Source organism: Burkholderia sp. 10_S31 (genome assembly GCF_056930375.1).
On the sequence record NZ_JBXOWK010000002.1, the window covers coordinates 415,910 to 439,024 of the forward strand.

At 66.9% G+C, this 23,115-nt stretch carries 20 protein-coding genes; 11 read left to right on the forward strand and 9 right to left on the reverse strand.

The features are described from left to right. Nucleotides 1–192 precede the first annotated feature (192 nt). Entirely contained in the window at nt 193–1,377 is a 1,185-nt protein-coding gene (locus AC1Z3W_RS16470; RefSeq protein ID WP_057927034.1) for a sugar transporter, read from the forward strand. A gap of 45 nt (nt 1,378–1,422) precedes the next feature. Here AC1Z3W_RS16470 and AC1Z3W_RS16475 read toward each other — a convergent pair whose 3' ends face one another. After that, nucleotides 1,423–2,568, reverse strand: coding sequence for an AraC family transcriptional regulator (locus tag AC1Z3W_RS16475; RefSeq protein ID WP_483508011.1), 1,146 nt, complete (start codon nt 2,566–2,568; stop codon nt 1,423–1,425). Between the two features lie 243 nt (nt 2,569–2,811). Here AC1Z3W_RS16475 and AC1Z3W_RS16480 point away from each other — a divergent pair, with 243 nt between their 5' ends. Continuing rightward, on the forward strand, nt 2,812–3,537 hold the full coding sequence (locus AC1Z3W_RS16480) for an OmpW/AlkL family protein (protein ID WP_483508322.1): 726 nt from the start codon (nt 2,812–2,814) through the stop codon (nt 3,535–3,537). 153 nt (nt 3,538–3,690) lie between these two features. On the opposite strand, the gene AC1Z3W_RS16485 is transcribed toward AC1Z3W_RS16480, so the two are convergent. The 5 genes from AC1Z3W_RS16485 to AC1Z3W_RS16505 all read right to left on the reverse strand — a co-directional run bounded on the left by AC1Z3W_RS16485 (nt 3,691) and on the right by AC1Z3W_RS16505 (nt 9,561). Beyond that, on the reverse strand, nt 3,691–4,860 hold the full coding sequence (locus AC1Z3W_RS16485) for a helix-turn-helix domain-containing protein (RefSeq protein WP_242431828.1): 1,170 nt from the start codon (nt 4,858–4,860) through the stop codon (nt 3,691–3,693). A 153-nt stretch (nt 4,861–5,013) separates the two neighbouring features. Beyond that, nucleotides 5,014–6,141, reverse strand: coding sequence for an NAD(P)-dependent alcohol dehydrogenase (locus AC1Z3W_RS16490; RefSeq protein WP_057927030.1), 1,128 nt, complete (start codon nt 6,139–6,141; stop codon nt 5,014–5,016). Nucleotides 6,142–6,167: 26 nt separating this feature from the next. Beyond that, nucleotides 6,168–7,640 (reverse strand): benzaldehyde dehydrogenase, encoded by a 1,473-nt coding sequence (locus tag AC1Z3W_RS16495; protein ID WP_124833434.1) that lies wholly within the window; start codon nt 7,638–7,640, stop codon nt 6,168–6,170. A gap of 457 nt (nt 7,641–8,097) precedes the next feature. Next, nucleotides 8,098–8,523, reverse strand: coding sequence for a GlcG/HbpS family heme-binding protein (locus AC1Z3W_RS16500; protein ID WP_124833435.1), 426 nt, complete (start codon nt 8,521–8,523; stop codon nt 8,098–8,100). Nucleotides 8,524–8,547: 24 nt separating this feature from the next. Then, the gene (locus AC1Z3W_RS16505; protein ID WP_124833436.1) at nt 8,548–9,561 is read right to left on the reverse strand and encodes a zinc-binding alcohol dehydrogenase family protein; all 1,014 of its coding nucleotides are present in this window, start codon (nt 9,559–9,561) and stop codon (nt 8,548–8,550) included. Between the two features lie 97 nt (nt 9,562–9,658). Here AC1Z3W_RS16505 and AC1Z3W_RS16510 point away from each other — a divergent pair, with 97 nt between their 5' ends. The 9 genes from AC1Z3W_RS16510 to AC1Z3W_RS16550 all read left to right on the forward strand — a co-directional run bounded on the left by AC1Z3W_RS16510 (nt 9,659) and on the right by AC1Z3W_RS16550 (nt 17,895). Then, entirely contained in the window at nt 9,659–10,597 is a 939-nt protein-coding gene (locus AC1Z3W_RS16510; protein WP_483508323.1) for a LysR family transcriptional regulator, read from the forward strand. Between the two features lie 505 nt (nt 10,598–11,102). Next, nucleotides 11,103–12,239, forward strand: a complete 1,137-nt coding sequence (locus AC1Z3W_RS16515; protein ID WP_124833437.1) for a muconate/chloromuconate family cycloisomerase — start codon at nt 11,103–11,105, stop codon at nt 12,237–12,239. Nucleotides 12,240–12,274: 35 nt separating this feature from the next. Continuing rightward, entirely contained in the window at nt 12,275–12,565 is a 291-nt protein-coding gene (catC, locus tag AC1Z3W_RS16520; RefSeq protein WP_124833438.1) for a muconolactone Delta-isomerase, read from the forward strand. 74 nt (nt 12,566–12,639) lie between these two features. Beyond that, complete coding sequence (gene catA, locus AC1Z3W_RS16525; RefSeq protein WP_175825210.1) at nt 12,640–13,584, forward strand: catechol 1,2-dioxygenase; 945 nt, start codon at nt 12,640–12,642, stop codon at nt 13,582–13,584. A gap of 116 nt (nt 13,585–13,700) precedes the next feature. Next, nucleotides 13,701–15,059, forward strand: coding sequence for a Rieske 2Fe-2S domain-containing protein (locus AC1Z3W_RS16530; protein WP_124833439.1), 1,359 nt, complete (start codon nt 13,701–13,703; stop codon nt 15,057–15,059). Continuing rightward, nucleotides 15,056–15,544 (forward strand): benzoate 1,2-dioxygenase small subunit, encoded by a 489-nt coding sequence (gene benB / locus AC1Z3W_RS16535; protein ID WP_057927022.1) that lies wholly within the window; start codon nt 15,056–15,058, stop codon nt 15,542–15,544. Before AC1Z3W_RS16530 ends, benB begins: the two co-directional genes overlap by 4 nt. Before the next feature lie 39 nt (nt 15,545–15,583). Beyond that, nucleotides 15,584–16,606, forward strand: coding sequence for a benzoate 1,2-dioxygenase electron transfer component BenC (benC, locus tag AC1Z3W_RS16540; protein WP_124833440.1), 1,023 nt, complete (start codon nt 15,584–15,586; stop codon nt 16,604–16,606). After that, nucleotides 16,603–17,379 carry a benzoate diol dehydrogenase BenD gene (benD, locus tag AC1Z3W_RS16545; protein WP_057927020.1) on the forward strand — a complete coding sequence of 259 codons (777 nt, stop codon included), beginning with the start codon at nt 16,603–16,605 and terminating at the stop codon, nt 17,377–17,379. The genes benC and benD overlap by 4 nt, the downstream gene beginning before the upstream one ends. 123 nt (nt 17,380–17,502) lie before the next feature. After that, nucleotides 17,503–17,895, forward strand: a complete 393-nt coding sequence (locus AC1Z3W_RS16550) for a RidA family protein (RefSeq protein ID WP_124833441.1) — start codon at nt 17,503–17,505, stop codon at nt 17,893–17,895. 122 nt (nt 17,896–18,017) lie between these two features. Here the strand turns inward: AC1Z3W_RS16550 and AC1Z3W_RS16555 are convergent, their stop codons facing one another. From AC1Z3W_RS16555 to AC1Z3W_RS16565, 3 genes are read right to left on the reverse strand one after another with little or no spacing between them, the layout of a single operon-like run. After that, nucleotides 18,018–18,824, reverse strand: coding sequence for an oxidoreductase (locus AC1Z3W_RS16555; RefSeq protein ID WP_124833442.1), 807 nt, complete (start codon nt 18,822–18,824; stop codon nt 18,018–18,020). 35 nt (nt 18,825–18,859) lie between these two features. Then, complete coding sequence (locus AC1Z3W_RS16560) at nt 18,860–21,997, reverse strand: efflux RND transporter permease subunit (protein ID WP_124833443.1); 3,138 nt, start codon at nt 21,995–21,997, stop codon at nt 18,860–18,862. Next, nucleotides 21,994–23,103, reverse strand: coding sequence for an efflux RND transporter periplasmic adaptor subunit (locus tag AC1Z3W_RS16565; RefSeq protein ID WP_124833444.1), 1,110 nt, complete (start codon nt 23,101–23,103; stop codon nt 21,994–21,996). The genes AC1Z3W_RS16560 and AC1Z3W_RS16565 overlap by 4 nt, the downstream gene beginning before the upstream one ends. Between the last annotated feature and the right edge of the window lie 12 nt (nt 23,104–23,115).

The window sequence follows — 23,115 nt, forward strand, 5'->3', positions numbered from 1 at the left end:
TCCCTGCCCGAGGTCGTTCGGGCGAATCGTTAGCGAAAGCGTTTTCGACACATCGGTCATTATCGGCGCACGGCCGTGTCATCGCCATGTCCGCGCGCCGCGGCCGGCAGCAGCGTGTCAAGCGCCGCTGGTACAATCGCGCCGATGCGCCGGGCCGGCTGCCCGCGCTCTCAACCTTCGTCGAATTCCCGTATGGCAACCCCGGACGCCGTCAGTTCCGAACAGTCGTGGTGGGGCGTTCTGGCCCTGGCACTCACTGCCTTCATCTTCAATACCACCGAGTTCGTGCCCGTCGCGCTGCTGAGCGCGATCGGCGACAGCCTGCAGATGCAGCCGACCGCCGTCGGCCTGATGCTGACGATCTACGCGTGGGCCGTCGCCGTCGTGTCGCTGCCGCTGACGTTCGTCACGCGTCACGTCGAGCGCCGCAAGCTGCTGAGCTGCGCGTTGCTGGTGTTCATCGGCAGCCATGTCGTCACCGGCGTCGCGTGGAATTTCACGGTGCTGATGATCGGCCGGCTCGGCATCGCGTGCGCGCATGCGGTGTTCTGGTCGATTTCCGTCCCGCTCGCCGTGCGGGTCGCGCCGAGCGACCGAAAAAGTCGCGCGCTCAGCCTGCTCGCGATGGGCACGGCGATCGCGATGGTCGCCGGCATTCCGCTCGGGCGCGTGATCGGCGAGGCGCTCGGCTGGCGCGTCACGTTCCTCGTGATCGGCGGCGCGGCGGCCGTTGCGCTGCTGATACTGCGCGTGTCGCTGCCGACGCTCCCGAGCCAGGGCGCCGGCTCGCTCGCGAGCATCGGCACGTTCCTGCGCAAGCCGGCGCTGGTGTCGCTGTATGCGATCACCGTGCTGGTGGTATCCGCGCACTTCACGTCGTACACGTATATCGAGCCGTTCGTGCAGAGCGTCAATCACGCGAGCAGCGGCCGGATTACCTACGTGCTGATCCTGTTCGGCGTCGCCGGCATGCCGGCCGCGCTCTGCTTCAACCGCGTGTTTCCGGAGCGGCCGGCCGACTTCCTGCTCGCGTCGATCATCGCGTTGTCGGCCTGTCTGCTGATCCTGTTCCCGAGCGCACTGAACATCGTCACGCTGTCGGTTCACACGCTCGTGTGGGGCGGCGCGATCGTCTGCTTCGGTCTCGCGATGCAGGCGTGGGTGCTGAAGTTGGCGCCGGAAGCGACCGATCTCGCGGTGTCGATCTTTTCCGGGCTGTACAACGTCGGGATCGGCGCCGGCGCGCTGCTCGGCAACCATATCGCCGGAGCGTTCGGGCTGCCGTGGATCGGCACGTTCGGCGGGTTGGTCGGAATCTTCTCGGCCGGCATCGCGTGGGCCGCGTTGCGGCTGCATGAGCGGCGAGCGGTCGCGTAGGGCCTGTTCATCGGCCATGCCGACGATAACGCCGCAATGGCGGCGTCAACCCGCCGTGCTCCACGGCCGCGGCGCCGGCTCCGCGTTGCCGCGCACCTCGTTCGGCGTCAGGCCGGTCCAGCGCTTGAATGCATGCCGGAAACTCGCGGCGTCGCTGAATCCCAATACCGATGCGATGTCTTCGGTGCTCAGCGCGGTCGTGCCGAGATAGTCGATCGCCAGCGCCCTGCGCACGCCCGTCAGCAGTTCGTTGTAGGACGTGCCTGCGGCGTCGAGCTTGCGGCGCAGTGTCCTTGAAGTCATGTGGAGGGTCCCGGCGATCGCGTCGATGTCCGGGAATCTGCCGGGGATGCGCGTTAGTTCGTCGTAGACGCGAAGCGTGATCCCGGAGCGGTCCTGGAGTTCGTCGAGCAACTGCGCGCAGTGCCGCGAGACCTGGGCCGCCGTGATCGGGTGGGCAAGCTGCGGCGCCCGCGATAGCCACGCGGCGGGATAGCTCAACACATGGCAATCCTGATCGAATGCAACCGGACAGTCGAGCGCTTCGGCAAGCAATGTCGCATGGGCCGGTGGTTCGCATGCAAACTGTGCGCGCACCGGCACGCACCACGATCCCATCACGTCCTTGACGAATGTCGCGTGAAGAACGAACTGCATGTCGAGCAGAAACGCGTACAGTCGCGCGTCGAGTTCGGGCAGCACCACGTCTTCGCGGGCAGGGAAATGCCAGGACGCCAGATCGCCTTCCTCGCCTTCTATGCCCCAGCGAATGCCGAGCAAGCCGTTCGCGAGCCGGTGGAACCGGACCGCCGCATCGAACGCCTGCCCGAGCGTTTCGGCGCACAGCGTCGCATACCCGTATAGCCCGTAGCTCGATGCATGCAGCAACCTGCCGACCCGCACGCCCAGGTCGGAGCCGGAATAGTGCCGGAGCGCATTGCGCACGGCCGTCAGGAATTGTTGCGCCGACGTGAGCGTGAACGGGTTCGACACGTCGTTCGGGGTGAGATCGGTCCCGGCGAGCACCGCGGACGTGTCGAGCGCCAGATGCGCCGCGACTTCCATCAGCGCCGCGAGCTTCGACGGCGATGCGCGTTTTTCCGACAGGGTGGCCAGATCGACCGGCGACGACGGCAAGCCGGCGCCAGGGCCGGCTTGCGTCGGGTTCAATCGCATGGTGCTGCTGCTCATCTCTGAATCAGGTCGTCGGTTCTCGTCGCGGCCTGGAATCGGGCAATGCCGGGCATCGATGCTTCGCAGGCCGCGTCCGCAGTGACCACGTTACGTCAATCCGCCGGTTCCGTGTGGTAGCGAACGCGGACAATTTTCGCGTCCGTTTCAAACATTTCCAAAGCCCCGGTCGGCCGCCATAGTGGCGGCACGCCACGGTCGGCATACGCACCCGTGTCGAGACAATAAATAGGGAGATACCGTCTGATGAAGTCGATGAAACTGGCGGCGGCTGCCGCCATGCTGGTGGCGAGCGCGGCAGCACATGCGCAGTCCGCGGGAAGCAACGTGATCGGAATGGGCTGGTTGCGAATCGCCCCTCAAACCTCGAGCGATCCGCTCGAAATCGGCGGGCACGCGGTGCCCGATACGGGCGCGAGCGTCGATAACGCCGACACGCTTGGCATGACGTTTACGCATTTCCTGACCGACAACATCGCGGTGGAGACGGTCGCCGGCATTCCGCCGAAATTCAAGTTCTCGGGAACGGGGGTGCTTTCCGCCGCGGCGATCAATCCGCTCGGCGATGTCCGCCAGTGGAGTCCGGCGCTGCTGCTGAAATACTATTTCGGCCGCGCGGATGCCCGATGGAGACCCTATCTCGGCATCGGCGTCAGCTACATCTGGTTCACCAATGCGCATGTCGGTCCCGCGTTCCAGCAGGCGTTGAGCGCGCAATTGACGCACGGGGCGACGACAGGCCTGTCGACGAGTGCGGACGTAGACAGCGCATGGTCGCCGGTCTTCAATGCCGGGTTGAATTACCAGTTCGACAAGCATTGGTCGGCCGGGCTTTCCGTGTCGTACCTGCCGTTCGGGACGAAAGCCAATTTGAGCACCCGGCTGCCGAACGGTGTCGTGGTCAAGAGCGTCGCGAAGATCACGCTGGATCCGCTCGTCACGCTGGTGTCGGTCAATTACGCATTCTGACCGGGTGAGGCTGCGGCGGCGATCCGCTTGCAAGGACGGGAGGAGGGCGGCGTGGCCGCCATCGTTTCATGCCGAATGGCGAACGGCGAATGCCGAACGCCGACCGCCGACCGCCGACCGCCGACCGCCGACCGCCGACCGCCGAACGCCGCGTCAATGCGGCCCGCCAATCCCGAGCCCCGCCGCATCGAGCTGCCTGAGCTTCGCATACAGCGTCGTGCGTGAAATGCCGAGCTGCCGCGCGGCCGCCGACACGTTGCCGTCGTGCTCGCCGAGCGCCCGGCGGATCGCGTCGAGCGATTGTTCGTGCAAGCTCGCGTGCGGGGTCGCGGCCGGCGCTGCGTTGCACGCGTCGGCGGCGTCCTCGAGCACATCGGCGTGGCGCGCCATCGTCGCCCGATCGAGCGGCGCGCGCACGGTGCGCACCCATACGTGGCTACCATCGTCGCGCGCGATCCGCTGCGGCGTGCGCGCCGGCGTCAGCAAACGACGCTGCTGCGCGGGCGTTGCACCGGGAAACAGTTGCCGGAGATCGCACCGTGCGACCGGCCCCTCGGGCGCGAGATCGAGCATCTGGCGCGCGAGCCGGCTCACCGCGCGCACGCGGCCCGCTTCGTCGAGCGCGACGACGCCGGCGAGCGGCGTGCCGAGCCAGCGCGGATCGTATTGCACGTGCAGCAGATGGCAGTCGCGCAGCAGCGCATACAGCCGCTGCTCGGCGGACAGCGCCGCATGCCGGAACTGCTCGCGCAGTTGCACGACGTTGCGCCGGCCGATGCCGGTGATGTCGAGCGCGCCGATCACTTCGCCATCGAAGCCGACCAGCGGCACCGCGAGACAGAACACCCGCGACAACTCGTCGAGATAGTGCTGCGCACCCGCGACGACGGCCTCGGCCCCGTCGTGAATCACGCAGCTCGGCGCGGTCGTGCCGACGTTCGGTTCGACGATCCGGCGCCCGGCGACGATCGGCGTCAGCAGCGTGTCGCCGCACTGCGGGCTGCGCCGCGCATGGACGATCGTGCCGCGCGGATTGACGCAGAAGATCGTCCAGTCGCTGCCGCCGAACGCAGCCCACAGCTGCTCGATTTCCTGCGCGACGCAGCGGGTCAGTTGCCGGTCCGCGCGCGATTCGTCGCGCTCGCGCTGCATTTCGTAGCGGGCGGTTTCCCACGGCCGGAGCCCGGCATCGCGCGAACGCGCCCACGAGCGCGCGACGCTGGCCGGCAACGCGGTTTCGGGCAGTGGCTCGCCCGCCGCGAAGCGGACGCGGAGCCGGTCGAGGTCGACCGGCCGGGCAAGGGATTCGGGAGCCGTATTCACGCTGGATTCCATTTGGGGTCGAATGTCCGGGCCGGGCGGGGCGGCCCGGCGTGTCGCGCGAATGCGTAATATAGCCCGGCGCCCGAAGCGCGGTATTGTCGTCCCCACCGGAGCGCCGCCGCGTGCCGCCGACGGCCGGCGGCACGCCTGGGCTCAATGCGGCAAGCGCAGGATCGGCTTGAGCGTGATGCCTTTGCTGCTGTCTTCCGCCGCCTGGTTGATCTGTTCGAGCGGATAGAACTTCACCAGCCGATCGAACGGAAACCGCCCTTGCAGATACAGCTGCACGAGCTGCGGAATGAAGATCTGCGGCACGCTGTCGCCTTCGACGATGCCGCGGATCGTGTGGCCGCCGAGCAGCAGGCTGTTCACGTCGAATTCCGCCCGGGTGCCGAGCTTCGGCGCGCCGACCACGCCCATCGTGCCGCGCGAGCCGAGCGCGTCGATCCCTTGCGACAGCACGGCCGGCAGCCCGGTCGATTCGAGCGCGAAATCGACGCCGCCGCCGGTGATCTCGCGGATCGCGTCGACGACATCGACTTCCTTGCTGTTGATCGCGTGCGTCGCGCCGAGCGCCAATGCCAGCGCGAGCCGCGACGGCACGATGTCGACGGCGATGATGGTGGTGGCGCCCGCGATCCGTGCGGCCATCACGGCGCTCATGCCGACCGCCCCCGCGCCGAAGCTCGCGAAGCTGCTGCCCGTGCGCACCGCGAGCGAGTTGATCACCGCGCCCGCACCGGTCTGGATGCCGCAGCCGAGCGGCCCGAGCAGGTCGAGCGGCGCCTCCTTCGGCACCTTGACCGCGTTGTTCTCGCGTGCGAGCGCGTAGCTCGCGAACGACGACTGCGCAAAGAAATGATCGTGCAGCGGTTGTCCGGCGGCGTCGCGGATCGCGGTCTGCCCGTCGGCGTCGGCGCCGCCGAAATTCAGCGCGAAGAACTGCCGGCAATACGCACCGTGACCGCCGACGCACGACGTGCAGTGGCCGCACGCGCCGTAGGTGAGCACGACGTGATCGCCCGCGGCGAGCGTCTTCACGTTCGGGCCGACTGCCTCGACCACGCCGGCGCCCTCGTGACCGAGCACGGCCGGCAGCGGCACCGGGTAGTACTGGTCGCGCACGATCAGGTCGGTGTGGCACAGGCCCGTCGCGACGACGCGCACCAGCACCTCGTCGCCGCGCGGCGCGCGGATCCGGGCCGATTCGATCGAGAACGGTGCGCCGGCGGCGCGTGCGACGGCCGCGGTGACGGCGCGCGTATCGTTTTCCGTGTACATGGTCGGTCTCCTTGTTAAAGCCTTCGTTAAAGCGGATACAACGGCGCGTCGCCCTTGATGGTCAGCCACTGCCACTGCGTGAATTCTTCCCAGTTCGCGCTGCCGCCGATGCTCGAGCCGTTGCCCGATGCGCCGACACCGCCGAACGGGTTGATCACTTCATCGTTGACCGTCTGGTCGTTGATGTGCAGCAGGCCGGTGTTCAACCGCTCGCCGATCCTGAGCGCGCGGCCGACGTCGGCGGACAGGATCGCCATCGACAACCCGTATTCGGTCTGGTTCGCGAGCGCGATCGCCTCTTCGTCGGTATCGAACGGCACGACGATCGCGACCGGCCCGAAGATCTCCTCGTCGAACGCCGGATTGCCCGGCGCGACGCCGCTCAGCACGGTCGGCTCGAAGAACAGGCCGCGATGGCCGCCGCCCGTCTCGACGCGTGCGCCCGCGCGACGGGCCGCGTCGACCAGGTTCGCCGCATGGTCGCGTTGCGCGGCATTGATCAGCGGGCCGAGGCCGACGTCCGCGGTCGCTGGATCGCCGACGCGCAGGCCTTGCGCCTTCTCGACGAGCTTCGCGACGAAGCGGTCGTGAATCGCGCGCTGCACGAGCACGCGGCCCGTGGCCATGCAGATCTGGCCTTGATGCAGATACGCGCCCCAGGCGGTGTTGGCGACGGCGCGGTCGAGATCGGCGTCGTCGAGCACGATCAGCGAGTTCTTGCCGCCGAGTTCGAGCGACACCTTCTTCAGGTAGCGGCCCGCCGCTTCGCCGACCTTGCGTCCGGCCGCGGTGGAGCCGGTGAACTGGATCATCGCGACGTGCGGATCGGCGACCAGCGCCGCACCGGCCGCGCCGTCGCCGGGCAGCACGTGCAGCACGCCTTGCGGCAAGCCGGCGAGCTCGAACACGCGCGCGATCGCGACGCCGCCGCACACGGCGGTGCGCGGATCGGGTTTCAGCACGACCGCGTTGCCGAGCGCGAGCGCCGGCGCGACCGCGCGCACCGCGAGGTACAGCGGGAAGTTGAACGGCGAGATCACGCCGACCACGCCGCGCGGGCGGCGCCGCGCGAGCGACAGCCGGCCGGGCGTCGACGGCAGCACTTCGCCGGCTGCGCGCGATGGCAACCCGGCCGCCTCGTGCAGGGCCTTGATCGTGACGGCGGTTTCGAACGACGCCTTCGCGCGCGTCGAGCCGCTTTCGCGCACGAGCCAGTCGACGATCGCATCGAAGTGCGTTTCGGCGACGGCCGCCGCGCGACGCAGGACCGCCGCGCGCTCGTCGTACGGCAGGCCGAACCACGCAGGCTGCGCGCGCTGCGCGGCGGCCGACGCGTCGGCGATGGCCGCGCTATCCGCGAGGCCGATGCGGCCGAGCGTGTTGCCGGTCGCCGGTTCGATCACGTCGGCCGCGTGCGGGCTCGCGTGCCAGTGCCCGGTGAAAGTCTTGCCGCGCCAGACGTCGGCGTCGAACAGTGCCGTGTTGCTGCTGCTATCCATGTACGCTCCTGAGGAAATTTCGGTCGGCCGGATCGGGCGTTGCTTGGCGCTTTGGTGTCGACCGGCATGCGCGCGAGGGTAGGCGGGGGCGGCGAAACGGGGCTATCCGGGTTTCTTCCCACCCGCGGGGCCCGCGCGGATCGTGGGGCGTTTGCGGTCATGTGTACGGAAACTGGACAGTCGTTGCGCGGATTGTTGCCGCACGCCGGCTGATGACACTGCGGGGATTGCTGGTGCAGCAGTGCCTGCGCCGTGTCTGACGAGGCTCAACGCGTAAACCTGTGCTCAGACCTACGCTCACGCTTCTCGGGATTCGCAGTTATCGACCCGAAGCCGTCGTTCGAGCCGCCAGAGCTTCAACGACAATTATTGGAGTGATCCGGCCGTCCGGGCCGGTCCCTCACGCGCAACGGTTCCGCCTTTGTGGAACGTTTGTCGATTGACGGCAAGGCGATCGTTACTGGTTAAACCCGGCGTGGCGCAGCGCTTCCTCAGCGGCCTCGTGGTCTTGAGCCGATGTTCCGCCAGAAACACCGATGCCCCCGACCAGACGCCCTTCGTAAAAGATCGGTACGCCACCGCCGACCGGCATCAGCCGCGGATGGTGCGCCAGCGGGGCAACGGCAGGTTCGGCCATGTACTGATTCCATTGGTGCGTGGCCATGCCGAATGACGCGGCGGTCCATGCCTTGTCGATGGCGACGTCGACAGTCAGGAACGGGGCGGTATCGGCGCGCTCGAAAGCGCGCAGGTGACCGCCTGCATCGGTAATCGCAATTGTCGCGGCGAATCCTCGTGCGGCGCACGCGCGGCGCGCTTCGGCAATCAATGCTTGCGCGGCTTCCAGGCTGATCGTTGTCGTGCTGATGATTGGCGATGTCATGTTGATGTCCGTTATCAGAAGGGTTCAATGGTTGGCGACGACGACCTTGCCGATCATGTTGCCGGCCTCGACCAGCGCGTGCGCTTCGATGAGACCTGCGGCGTTGATGCCGTCAATGCGTCGGGTCAGGGTGTGCTTGAGGCGGCTCTGGTCAACCAGCTGCGCCGCGCGGCGCAGCAACGCGTGTTGCCGTGCGAGGGTGTCGGTGGTGAACATCGCGCGGGTAAACATCAGTTCCCAGTGAATCGAGATGGATTTCCCCTTGAACGGCCCGATGTCGAGACCCACCGGATCGTCGATGAGGGCGAACTGGCCTTCCGGGCGCAGCACGGCGGCGATTTGAGCCACATAGGCAGCGCTGTTGTTCAACCCGGCAACATGGGTGACGTGCTCGATACCGAGCGCGGCCAACTGGGTTGCCCAGGGTTGATGGTGATCGAGGACGTAGTGCGCGCCATGAGCCAGCACCCATTCGCGGGTTTCCGGTCGCGAGGCCGTGCCGATGACGGTCATACCGGTCAGCTCACGTGCCAGTTGGGTCAGAATCGAGCCGACGCCGCCCGCCGCTCCGATCACGAGCAGCACGTTGTGCTTGGCCGGGTCCGCTGCCTGAACACGCAGACGGTCGAACAGCAGCTCCCACGCGGTGATCGTGGTCAGCGGCAATGAAGCGGCCTCTGCGAAATCCAGTGATGTCGGCATGGGTCCGACGATGCGTTCGTCCACGGCGTGCAGTTCGCTGTTGCTGCCGGGTCGCTTGATGTCGCCCGCGTACCAGACACGGTCGCCTGCCTTGAAGCGCGTGGCCAGCGGACCGGTCGCGCGGACGATTCCCGCCGCGTCCCAGCCGGCGATGCGGGCACCGCCTTCAGGAATATCTCCACTGCGCCGAATTTTGGTATCGACCGGGTTGACCGATACCGCCTTTACTTCCACCAACAGATCGTGGTCGCGCAGTTCCGGCGTGGGCAGCTCGATATCCTGCAGCGCGTGCGGGTGGCTGACGGGATGGTTCTGATAGAAGCCGATGGCTTTCATACACGTGGTCTCCAAGGGTGATTGAGACCATGCTATCTTTCGTCGATATGCGGATAAATATCCGGCGAGCCCAAACACTTTCGTCATTTCAATGAAAATGATTCGACTCGATGACGTCCAGATCTTCTTGCACACGGTGGATTACGGCAGCTTCTCGGAGGCGGCGCGCCAGCTGAATATCGCGCCGGCACACGCGAGTGCATCGGTGCAGCGGCTTGAGAAGGTGCTGGACACGCGCTTGTTCACGCGGTCCACGCGAAGCATGCAATTGTCGGAGGCTGGAGAGCGTTACCTGCCGCATGCGCGGGTCATGATTGGTGCGCTGGAGCAAGGCCAGCAGGCCCTGGCAAACAGCCGGGGGGCACTGTCCGGCCCGCTGCGGCTGTCCGCTCCGTCTGACTTTGGTCGAAACCTGCTGTTGCCGTGGCTGGATGACTTTCAGCACCGGCACCCTGGCTTGTCGCTGTACCTGAAAATGAGCGACCGTGCGGCCGACCTGATCCGCCAGCCGCTGGATGCAGTCGTGCGCTACGGAGCGCTGCCGGATTCGTCGCTTTTGGCCATGAAACTGGTCGACAACAACCGGCGCGCATTGTGTGCCGCGCCGTCCTACCTCGAACGGCATGGCGCACCGACCAAAATTGAGGATCTGCGGCGGCACAACTGCCTTCGGTACGTATGGAGCGAGCAGATACATGAACGCTGGCGCTTTACCCCGCGAGGCGGCGAGCGCACCGTGGCCGTGACAGGTAATCGCATCAGCGACGATGCCGATGCCGTTCGTCGCTGGGCCGTAGCCGGGGAAGGCATTGTTTACAAGTCGCGACTGGACCTCATCGACGATCTGAAGGCAGGTCGACTGGTGGAGTTATTTCCCCCGGAGGACTGCGAGCCTGCGCCGCTGCACTTGATTTGTGCTCACCGTGCGCAACTGTCGCCGGCGATTAACGCGTTGCATGCTTTCTTGCGGGAGCGCTGCGCTGCATGGCTTGCCAGCCACCCATCGGGGGGCACTCAGGCTGTACTCGCGATTTAAATGGCCGCCTCCAGGGCGCAACGGACGTCTGAATGTCCGAACCCCGTTGCCCGCGAAGGTCGTCTGTTGGCCGATAGCCACCATCGGCTTCTGATAGACGTGGCGCATCGGCGACGAGCCGATATCCACATACCGACCTCCATCCGGTCGTTCGCAGAAACCGACGCCGAAGCCGAAGACCGACGGCCAACCCCACCGTTTTGCCCTCAGGAAAACCCTGATCGATTCAGGCAGGCCACCCGTTTCAGCCGGTTTTCCCACTGCCGAAAGTAGCCGCATCGCACCTCCGCGCAAGCGATACCCCGACCACGCGCGACCACGCTCCAGCAAGCCTCTCCGCCCGCATACCTAGCCAAAAAAGGTATGGCGCGCCGCAATATCCCGGGTCTCGAGTCGTATTTCAATACCCTCCAGGTATCAAAAAACTCGCCCAAAAGTATTGGACGCCCCATTTCCCCGCCGCGTATAAATCCGTTCCATGAACTTCCCACACGCAGCGTGCCCCATGTCCTCAGTCACCATCGAACGCATTGAAACCCGCCTCGTCGACCTGCCGACGATCCGTCCGCACAAGTTGTCGGTCGCCACGATGCACGGGCAGACGCTGATGCTGGTGAAGGTGACCTGCAGCGACGGCGTGACGGGCCTCGGCGAAGGCACGACGATCGCCGGGATGGCCTACGGCCCGGAAAGCCCGGAAGCGATGAAGCTTGCGATCGACGCGTACCTCGCGCCGGCGATCATGGGCAAGGACGCGACGCGCATCCAGACGCTGATGGCGTTCCTCGGCAAGCTCGCGAAGGTCAATCACTTCGCGAAGAGCGCGCTCGAAACCGCGCTGCTCGACGCGCACGGCAAGCGCCTTGGCGTGCCGGTCAGCGAACTGCTCGGCGGTCGCCGGCGCGATCGCCTGCCGGTCGCGTGGACGCTCGCATCGGGCAACACGGCGACCGATATCGCGGAAGCCGAACGGATGCTCGACCTGCGCCGCCACAACGTGTTCAAACTGAAGATCGGCGCGAAGGCGCTCGCCGAGGACGTCCGGCACGTGGCCGAGATCAAGCGGGCACTCGGCGAGCGCGCATCGGTGCGCGTCGACGTGAACATGGCCTGGAGCGAGACGCAGGCGGCGCGCGCGATTCCGGCGCTGGCCGATGCCGGTTGCGAACTGGTCGAGCAGCCGGTCGCGTCGGCCGCGGCGCTCGCGCGGCTGATGCGCCGCTTCCCGGTCGCGCTGATGGCCGATGAAATCCTGCAGGGCCCGGACAGCGCGTTCGAGATCGCGAAGCATCACGGCGCGGACGTGTTCGCGATCAAGATCGAGCAGAGCGGCGGCCTCTTTGCCGCGCAGCGCGTCGCGGCGATCGCGGATGCGGCCGGCATCGAGCTGTACGGCGGCACGATGCTCGAAGGCGCGTTCAGCACCGTTGCATCCGCGCATCTGTTCGCGAGCTTCGCGAACCTGCAGTGGGGCACCGAACTGTTCGGACCGCTACTGATCACCGAGGAAATCCTCACGGCCCCGCTCGACTACAGCGATTTCGAACTGACCGTGCCGAGCGGCCCGGGCCTCGGCATCGAGCTCGACGAAGCGAAGGTCGCGCGCTTCACCCGCGACGGGCTGACGAAAGTCTCCCGCTAACTTGCGCCAACCCGATTACGTATCAGGACATCACGATGCTTTTCCACGTACGCATGGACGTCAACCTCCCGGCCGACATGCCGGCCGGGGTGGCCGACGAGATCAAGACCCGCGAGAAAGCGTATTCGCAGGACCTGCAGCGCAGCGGCAAGTGGCGCCATATCTGGCGCATCGCCGGCGAATACGCGAATTTCAGCGTGTTCGACGTGTCGGGCAACGCCGAGCTGCACGAGATCCTGACCGGCCTGCCGCTGTTCCCGTACATGAAGATTTCGGTGACGCCGTTGTGTCGCCACCCGTCGTCGATACACGACGGCGACGTTTGAGCCACGGAGCCGCCTCTGCTGCGACAGCGAGCACCCCGGGTCACTTTTCCCCTAATACACGTGGAGACACCATCATGAGCGTCAAAGTTTTCGATACGAAGGAAGTGCAGGATCTGCTGAAGGCCGCGTCGAACGCGGGCGCCAATGGCACCAACGGCGGCGACGCGCGCACGCAGCAGATCGTGCTGCGGCTGCTCGGCGACCTGTTCAAGGCGATCGACGATCTCGACATCACGCCCGACGAAGTGTGGGCTGGCGTGAACTACCTGAACAAGCTCGGCCAGGACGGCGAAGCGGCGCTGCTCGCCGCCGGCCTCGGCCTCGAGAAGTATCTCGACATCCGGATGGACGCCGAGGACGAGGCGATCGGCCTCGACGGCGGCACGCCGCGCACGATCGAAGGCCCGCTGTATGTCGCCGGTGCGCCGGTGCGCGACGGCGTCGCGAAGATCGACCTCGACGCGGACGAAGCCGCGGGCCCGCTCGTGATCCACGGCACGGTCACGGGTCTCGACGGCAAGCCGGTGGCCGGCGCGCTGGTCGAGTGCTGGCACGCGAATTCGCACGGCTTCTATTCGCACTTCGACCCGACCGGCAAGCAGAGCGATTTCAACCTGCGCGGCGCGGTGAAGACGGGCGCGGACGGCCAGTACGAATTCCGCACGCTGATGCCGGTCGGCTACGGCTGCCCGCCGCAGGGCGCGACGCAGCAGTTGCTGGACCGCCTCGGCCGCCACGGCAACCGCCCGGCGCACGTGCACTTCTTCGTGACCAGCGACGGCCACCGCAAGCTCACGACGCAGTTCAACATCGACGGCGACCCGCTGATCTGGGACGACTTCGCGTATGCGACGCGCGAGGAGCTGATTCCGCCCGTCACCGGCAAGACCGGCGGCGCCGCCCTTGGGCTGAAGGCCGACGCGTACCAGGACATCGCGTTCAACTTCGTCCTGACGCCGCGCGTCGAGGGCAAGGACAACCAGATCGTCGAACGCCTGCGCGCTTCCGCCACGGCATAACCACCCGACGGCGCGGCGGCGCGCCTGCGCCGCCGCCGGCCGGGTCCCCGCGAGATTCAATCGATACCGATGCGAGCGTGCTTGCAGGACCCGGCACGCGCACAGGAGGAACCAACATGTCCGCCACGATCGACCCCACCACCGAACTGGACCACCTGCTCGCCACCGCGGTGCAGGACGACAAGGAGGCCGGCGTCTTCCGCTGCCGCCGCGACATCTTCACGAACGAGGCGCTGTACGAGCTCGAGATGAAGCACATCTTCGAGCGCAACTGGGTGTACCTCGCGCACGAGAGTCAGATCCCGAACAACAACGATTACTACACGACGTGGATCGGCCGCCAGCCGGTCGTCATCACGCGCGACAAGACCGGCGAGCTGCACGCCGTGATCAATGCATGCGCGCACAAGGGCGCGATGCTGTGCCGCCGCAAGCACGGCAACAAGGGCAGCTTCACGTGCCCGTTCCACGGCTGGACCTTCTCGAACACCGGCAAGCTGCTGAAGGTGAAGGACGAGAAGACGACCGAGTATCCGGTGCAGTTCAACACGCACGGCTCGCACGACCTGAAGAAGGTCGCGCGCTTCCAGAACTATCGCGGCTTCCTGTTCGGCAGCCTGAGCGACGACGTGCTGCCGCTCGAGGACTACCTCGGCGAGGCGCGCGTGATCATCGACCAGATCGTCGACCAGGCGCCGAACGGCCTCGAAGTGCTGCGCGGCAATTCCTCCTACATCTACGAAGGCAACTGGAAGATGCAGATGGAGAACGGCTGCGACGGCTATCACGTGAGCACCGTGCACTGGAACTACGCGGCGACGATGGGCCGCCGCAAGGAGGACGGCACCAAGGCCGTCGACGCGAACAGCTGGAGCAAGTCGGTCGCGGGCGTGTACGGCTTCGACAACGGCCACATCCTGCTGTGGACCCAGACGATGAACCCGGAAGTGCGGCCCGTGTACCAGCACCGCGACGAGATCAAGGCGCGCGTCGGCGACGTGCAGGCCGACTTCATCGTGAACCAGACCCGCAACCTGTGCGTGTACCCGAACGTGTTCCTGATGGACCAGTTCAGCACGCAGATCCGCGTGGTGCGCCCGCTCGGCGTCGACAAGACCGAAGTCAGCATCTTCTGCTTCGCGCCGAAGGGCGAGAGCGAAGCCGACCGCACGACGCGCATTCGCCAGTACGAGGATTTCTTCAACGTGACCGGGATGGGCACGGCCGACGACCTCGAGGAATTCCGCGCATGCCAGGCCGGCTACGCGGGCATCACGGCGATGTGGAACGACTTGTCGCGCGGCGCGCCGCTGTGGATCGACGGGCCGGACGAGAACGCGAAAAAGATGGGGCTGAACCCGCGCATTTCGGGCGAGCGCAGCGAGGACGAAGGGCTGTTCGTGTGCCAGCACGAACACTGGGTGCACGTGATGCGCGATGCGCTGAAGAAGGAACGCGGGGAGGTGGAGGCATGAACATCGATTACCGGACCATTTGCGCGGCGCTGTATCGCGAAGCGCGCCTGCTCGACGATCGCGAGTGGGACGCGTGGCTGACCTGCTACACGGAGGACGTCACGTACTGGATGCCCGCGTGGGACGACGACGACCGGCCGACCGACGATCCGCAAAGCCAGATCTCGCTGATGTACTACCCGGATCGCGGCGGCCTCGAGGATCGCGTGTTCCGGATCAAGACCGAGCGCAGCGGTGCGTCGACGCCCGAGCCGCGCACCAGCCACAACGTGACGAACGTCGAGGTGCTGGCCGAGCGCGAAGGCGAGGTGGACGTGCGCTACAACTTCGACACGCTCAACCATCGCTACCGCGTGACCGATCACTACTTCGGCACGATGTTCGTCACGCTGCGCCAGGTGGGCGACGCGCTGCTGATTTCGAACAAGAAGATCGTGCTGAAGAACGACTACATCCGGCAGGTGCTCGACGTGTACCACGTCTGACGCCGATTGTTTCGACACGTAACACAGGGAGACGAGGTCATGTCCACCTACAAGATTGCACTGAACTTCGAGGACGGGGTCACCCGCTTCATCGACTGCAAGGCCGGCGAGAAGGTGCTCGACGCCGCGTTTCGCGCGAAGATCAACCTGCCGATGGACTGTTCCGACGGCGTGTGCGGCACCTGCAAGTGCCGCGCGGAAAGCGGCAGCTACGACCTCGGCGACGACTACATCGACGACGCGCTCACCGAGGACGAGAAGGACGGCGGCCTCGTGCTGACGTGCCAGATGGTGCCGCAAAGCGATTGCGTGATCGCGGTGCCGACGTCGTCGGTCGCGTGCAAGACCGGCCACAGCGCATTCGCCGCGACCGTGACGAAGGTCGAGCAGCACAACGACGCGGCGATCGTGCTCGAGCTCGACGTCGACGCGGCCGCGCCGGCGTTCCTGCCGGGCCAGTACGTGAACATCGGCGTGCCGGGCAGCGGCCAGCACCGGTCGTACTCGTTCTCGTCCGCGCCGGGCGACACGAAGGTCGGCTTCCTGATCAAGAAGATCCCGGGCGGCGTGATGAGCACGTGGCTCGAATCGGCGAAACCCGGCGACACCCTCGAGCTGAACGGGCCGCTCGGCAGCTTCTACCTGCGCGACGTGGCGCGGCCGCTGCTGTTCCTCGCGGGCGGCACGGGCCTCGCGCCGTTCCTGTCGATGCTGGAGGTGCTCGCGCGCAGCGGCTCGCAGCAGAAGGTGCACCTGATCTACGGCGTGACGCGCGATCTCGACCTGGTGCTGGTCGACGCGATCGAAGCGGTTGCGGCGAAGCTGCCGAACTTCAGCTACGCGACGGTGGTCGCCGATGCTGCGTCGAGCCACGCGCGCAAGGGCTGGGTCACGCAGCACATTCCGGCCGATGCGCTGAACGACGGCGACGTGGACGTCTATCTGTGCGGCCCGCCGCCGATGGTCGACGCGGTGCGCCAGTACTTCGACGATCAAGGCGTGAAGCCCAACAGCTTCCACTACGAGAAGTTCACGCCGAACGTGACGGCAAAGGCGGCATGACCATGCAACGATTCTCCGGAAAGGTGGTCGTCGTCACCGGCGCGGCGCAGGGCATCGGACGCGGCGTCGCGCTGCGCGCGGCGGCCGAGGGCGGCAAGGTGCTGTTGGTCGATCGCGCGGAGTTCGTGGCCGAGGTGGCCGCCGAAGCGCCGGGCGGCAACACGGCCGGCTTCGTCGCCGATCTCGAGACCTACGACGGCGCGCATGCGGCGATGGCGTGCGCGGTCGCGACGTTCGGTCGGATCGACGTGCTGATCAACGGCGTCGGCGGCGCGATCCGGATGCGGCCGTTCGCCGAGTTCGAGCCCGCGCAGATCGACGCGGAAATCCGCCGCTCGCTGATGCCTACACTCTACAGCTGCCACGCGGTGCTGCCGCACCTGCTGGCCGCGGGCGGCGGCACGATCGTCAACGTGTCGTCGAACGCGACGCGCGGGATTCGCCGCGTGCCGTACTCGGCCGCGAAAGGCGGTGTCAATGCGCTGACGGCGGCACTCGCGATGGAATACGCGGAGCACAACATCCGCGTGGTCGCGACCGCGCCGGGCGGCACCACGGCGCCGCCGCGCCGCGTGCCGCGCAATGCGGCCGGCGACAACGCGCAGGAACAGGCGTGGATGGCCGAAGCGGTGCGGCAGGTGACCGACTCGACGTTCTTCAAGCGCTACGGCAGCCTCGACGAGCAGATCGCGCCGATCCTGTTCCTCGCGTCGGACGAGGCGAGCTACATCACCGGCACGGTGCTGCCGGTCGCGGGCGGCGATACGGGTTGAGCCGCGGCGGCTCGCCGAACCTGATGCCTCGGGCGTGCACGCGCCGCAGCCGCGCGTGCGCGCCATTCGACAATCACATGAACATGATCGGCCGGCGCCGCGCGCCCGGCCATGGAGACACTCATGCGCAAACGCGAAGCGATCATCCCGGCCGGCATGGAAGCCGTGTACGAAAAAATCGGCTATGCGCCGGCGATCAAGGTCGGCGATACCGTCTACGTGTCCGGCCAGATCGGCCGCGACGCGGCGATGCAACTGGTGGAAGACCGCGAAGCGCAGATCGTGCAGGCGTTCGAGAACCTGAAGCGCGTGCTGGAGGCGGGCGGCGCTTCGCTCGGCGACGTCGTCGACCTGACGACCTTCCATACCGACATGCGCGACCTGCCGCTGTTCATGCAGGTGCGCGATCGCTATTTGCATGCGCATCCGCGGCCCGCGTGGACCGCGGTCGGCGCACACATGCTCGGCGGCTCGCCCGGCTATATCGTCGAGATCAAGGCGGTGGCGGTGCTGTGACGGTGATCGCTCCGCATCGCGACGGGCGATGCGGGCGGAATGCGGTACCTGAGGCGTTACGCCGATGCCGCCGGTTCCGATGACGCACGCGTGGTTCGAAGTCGTGTCACCGACCCGCCGCGTTACGCGAGCCGGAATTTTTTCCGCAGGCTCGAATCGACCGGGCCGGCCGGCATGAAGCGCCGCAACGTGCGCAAAAGCGACGCCTCGCCGGTCGGCGTGCGGCGCATCCGCCAGGTGCCCAGCGCCGCCTCGACGATGGTGGCCGCCACGCCGTCGGGTGCGGGCGCGGCTTTCACGCCGTTGGCGACGGCCTGCGATGCCGCCGCGCGCTCGCGATCGTAGTCGGCGATCCTCGCGCTCGCGTGCGGCGCATTGACGTCCAGGTTGGTCCGCGTAAACGACGGTTCGACCAGCGTAGCGCGGATGCCGAACTGGCGCACCTCGTGATCGAGCGTTTCGGTCAGCCCCTCGACCGCATGCTTCGACGCCGAATAGAGACCCATGTACGGCGCCGGCAAAAACCCAAGCACCGAACTGACATTGACGATGCGTCCGCCGCGTTGTTTCCGCATATGAGGCAGCACCGCCTGCACCGTGCGCACGATGCTGAAGACGTTGCTGTCGAACAAGGCCGCCGCTTCGTCCACCGAGGTTTCTTCCACCGCGCCGATCAGGCTCGCGCCGGCATTGTTGACGAGCACGTCGATACGCGCGGCGCGCTCGACGATCGTATGGATTCCGGATCGAATGGACGCATCGTCGCGAACGTCCATCTCGATCAGCTCGACACCGGCGACGGGCGCCGTGCGCGCGATACTGCGCACGGTGCCGAACACGCGGCACCCGCGCTTGGCGAACTTCTCGGCGGCGGCGCGCCCGATGCCCGACGACACGCCGGTCACGACGACAACGGTGGGGTTCGACATGGCTGTTTCCTTCGATACGATGAACGGGGTGGGTATCAATCGCGCGCGTCGAGCGCGGGTGCAAGTGTAGGTGCGGCAGGCGACGCCTCGTGCCCGCCGCGGCGCGAACCGGCGGCATGGCCGGGCCGGATTCGATACCAGATTGCATACATCGCCGGCAGGAACACCAGCGTGAGGACCGTGCCGGCGAACGTGCCGCCGATCAGCGTGTACGCGAGCGTTCCCCAGAACACCGAATGGGTGAGCGGAATGAACGCGAGCACGGCGGCCATCGCGGTCAGGATGACCGGGCGGGCCCGCTGCACGGTCGCTTCGACGACCGCATGGAACGGGTCCAGCCCCGCGTGTTCGTTCTGATGGATCTGCCCGATCAGGATCAGCGTGTTGCGCATCAGGATCCCCGACAGCGCAATCAGCCCGACCAGCGCGTTGATGCCGAACGGCTGCCCGAACAGGATCAGCGTCGGCACCACGCCGATCAACCCGAGCGGGCTCGTCAGGAACACCATCACCATCGCGGAGATCGAGCGCACCTGGAAGATGATGATGACGAGCGTGATCGCCAGCATGATCGGGAACAGCGGCAGCATCGCCGTCGTCGCCTTGCCCGATTCCTCGATGGAGCCGGCCTGCTCGATCCGATAACCGCTCGGCAGCTTGTCGACGATCGGTTGCAGCGCCTTCGTGATGGCGGCCGATACGTCAGGCGGCTGCAAGTCATCGGCGATGTCGCCGCGCACCGTGACGGTCGGCACGCGATCGCGCCAGCGCATGATCGGCTCCTCCATTCGCACGTCGACCTTGCCGACCTGCGACAGCGGAATGCGCTGGCCGTTCGCGCCGACGAGCGTGAAGTCGTCGAGCCGCGCCGGGTCGAGCCGCGTAGCGCCGCCCGAACGCGCGATCACCTGTACGGTTCGAATATCCTCGCGCACCGCCGTGACGGGCACCCCCGTGAGCAGAAACTGCAGCTGCTGCGCGACCGCGCCCGACGTCAAGCCGACTGCCTGCAGGCGATCCTGCTGCAACGTGAAGTGCAGCGTCGGCGCGCGCGTGCCCCAGTCGGCATTGACCGTGCGCATCATCGGGCTGCCGGCCATCACGCGCTCGACGTTGGCCGCGATGCCGCGCAGCGTGTCCGGATCGGGGCCCGTGATCCGGTAGGCCACCGGGAACGGCGAATACGGACCGAACACGAGGTGCGTCACGCGCACGCGTGCTTCGGGCGCGAGGCCGTCGGCGATGGCTTTCCGCAGTCGTGCCTTCAATGCATCACGCTCGTCCTGACTGTCCGTGCGGATCACGATCTTCGCGAACGACGGGTCGGGCAGCTCGGGCCCCATCGCCAGGAAAAAGCGCGGCGCGCCCTGGCCGACGTACGCGGTGACGATCCTCGCTTCCTTCTGCTTCGCGAGCCACGCTTCGACCTTCGAGGTGGCGGCGCTCGTTTGCGAAATCGACGTGCCGTACGGCATCTGCACCTCGATCAGTACCTCGGGGCGATCGGAGATGGGGAAAAACTGCTTCTTGACGATCGCCATGCCGAGAATCGCGAACACGAACAGCGCGATGACCGAACCAGCGACGAGCCATTTGCGGGCGATCACGCGCGTCAGCAATTGCCGGAAGCGGTTGTAGCGGGGCGTGTCGTAGATCGCATCGTGACCGCCTTCGAACTTCCTGAAGTCCGGCAGCATCTTCACGCCGAGGTAGGGCGTGAAGGCCACTGCGACGACCCACGATGCGATCAGCGCGATCCCCACGATCCAGAACATGTTGCTCGTGTATTCGCCCGCGGTAGAGCGCGCGAAGCCGTTCGGCATGAAGCCGACCGCGGTCACCAGGGTGCCGGCCAGCATCGGCGCGGCCGTATGGCTCCACGCGTAAGCCGATGCGGCCACGCGGTCGTAGCCTTCCTCCATTTTCACGACCATCATTTCGATCGCGATGATCGCGTCGTCGACGAGCAGGCCGAGCGCGAGGATCAGCGAGCCGAGGGTAATGCGGTCGAAGTTCTTGCCGGTCGCGGCCATCACGACGAACACGATCGCGAGCGTGAGCGGCACGGCCGCAGCAACGACGAGCCCCACGCGCCAGCCCATGCTGACGAAGCTCACCAGCATCACGACGAGCAGCGCGGCGAAGAACTTGACCATGAACTCGTCGACGGACGAGCTGATGTTCACGGACTGGTCGGTGACCTTGGTCAGGCTCATGCCGAGCGGCAGCTCCGCGTTGATTGCGCCGACTTCCCGGTCCAGCGCACGGCCGAGGTCGAGCCCGTTCCAGCCGTCGCGCATCACGACACCCAGCAGCAGCGCGGGTTCGCCGTTGCTGCGGATCATGAACGTCGACGGGTCTTCGTAACCGCGCTCGACGGTGGCGATGTCCGACAGTTTCAGCGTGCGGCCCTGCGCGACGATCGGCGTGTCGCGAATCTTCTGCAGCTTGTCGAATGCGCCGTCCATGCGAATGAAGATCTCCGGCCCGCGCGTCTCGACGGAGCCGGCCGGCGTCAGCGCGTTTTGTCCGTTGAGCGCGGCGAACACGTCCTGCGGGCTCACGCCGAGCGTCGCGAGCCGGTCGTGCGACAGCTGCACGTAGATGCGCTCCGCCTGTTCGCCGATGATGTCGACCTTCTTCACGCCCGGCACATGCAGCAGGCGCTGACGCTGTGTCTCCGCATCGCGCACCAGCAGGCGCTGCGGTTCGCCCTTGGCCTTCAGCGCGAACAGCGCAAACGTGACGTCCGCGTATTCGTCGTTGACCATCGGCCCGATCACGCCGGCCGGCAGATCGTTCGCCACGTCGCCGATTTTCTTGCGCGCCTGATAGAACTGCTCCTGCACCTCGGACGGCGGCGTGCTGTCGAGCAACGTCAGCGTCGTGAACGCCAGGCCGGGGCGCGTGTAGGTTTCGCTGCGGTCGTACCAGCGCAGCTCCTGCATGCGCTTTTCGATCTTTTCGGCGACCTGGTCGTGCATTTCCTGCGCGGTCGCGCCCGGCCAGGCGGTGACGATGGTCATCACCTTGACCGTGAACGCCGGATCTTCCGCGCGGCCGAGCTTGAAGAACGACACGAGCCCGGCGAGCGAAATCAGGCAGATCAGGAACAGCGTGACCGCGCGTTCGCGCACGGCGAGCGCCGACAGGTTGAAGCGGCGTTCGCTCACGGCCGTGCTCCTTCGCTTGCGAGCGCGATGGCCTGCGGCGACACGCGGACCGTTTCGCCTTCGCGCAGCAAGTGGGCGCCGAGTGCGACGACGCGCTCGCCTTGCTTCAGCGTGCCGGACACGCGGGCGTTGTCGTCGTCCAGATGCGCGAGCGTGACCGGCCGCCACGCCACCTTGGCCGGATCGCCGGCGACGACCCACACGCCGGGCCCCTTGCCTGCATCGAGCAGCGCGCCGATCGGCACCTGCAGGCCGGCTTGCGGCGTGCCGTCCGCGATCCGGATCGTCACGGTCGCACCCAGCGGTGCGCTGGCCAACGCACCCTGCAGCACATAGCGCGCTTCGAACGTGCGCGTTCTGGCATCCGCAGTATCGGAGAGCTGGCGCAGCGTCGCGGGAACGCTCGCGTCCTGCTTGCCGAACAGCTCGGCCTGCGCGCTCGACCCGATCGCCGGGCGCAGGGTTTCGGGCAGCTGGATCACGGCCTCGCGGCTGCCGGCGTGCGCGAGCCGCACCACCGGCTGGCCGGCGCTGACCACCTGACCGGGCTCGGCGAGGGTTTCCATCACGACGCCGTCGCCGTCCGCGACGAGTTCCGCATAGCCCGTCGCATTGCGCGACACGTTCGCGTCGGCCTCGGCGGCGCTCAGTTGCGCCTTGGCGGCATCGGCCGCCGCCTTGATCTGGTCATAGGCCGATGCCGATATCGCTCCGGTGCCGCGCAGGTCGCGGTAGCGGGCTTCATCCTCGGCGGTCTGCCGCGCGCGGGCCCGCGCGGCGGCCACGGCTTCGTCGCGTGCGCGCGCCGCGAGCTTCAGGTCGACGGGGTCGAGCCGCATCAGCGGCTGGCCGCGCCTGACGGTTTGACCGGCGTCGACGAGCCGCTCCTGCACCTTGCCGGACACCCGGAAGCCGAGGTCGCTCTGCACGCGGGCCGCGACGGTGCCGGTAAACGCGCGGGACGCGGGAACGGCCGCCTGCACGAGGGCGGTACGCACGAGCGGCGCTTCCGTGCGCGGATCGGAAGGCGCTTTTCCGCTGCACGCGGCTAGCGCGAGCGGCAGTGCGGAAGCGACTGCGAGGTGAGCGAGGCGACGCCTGACCATGAAAGACCCAAT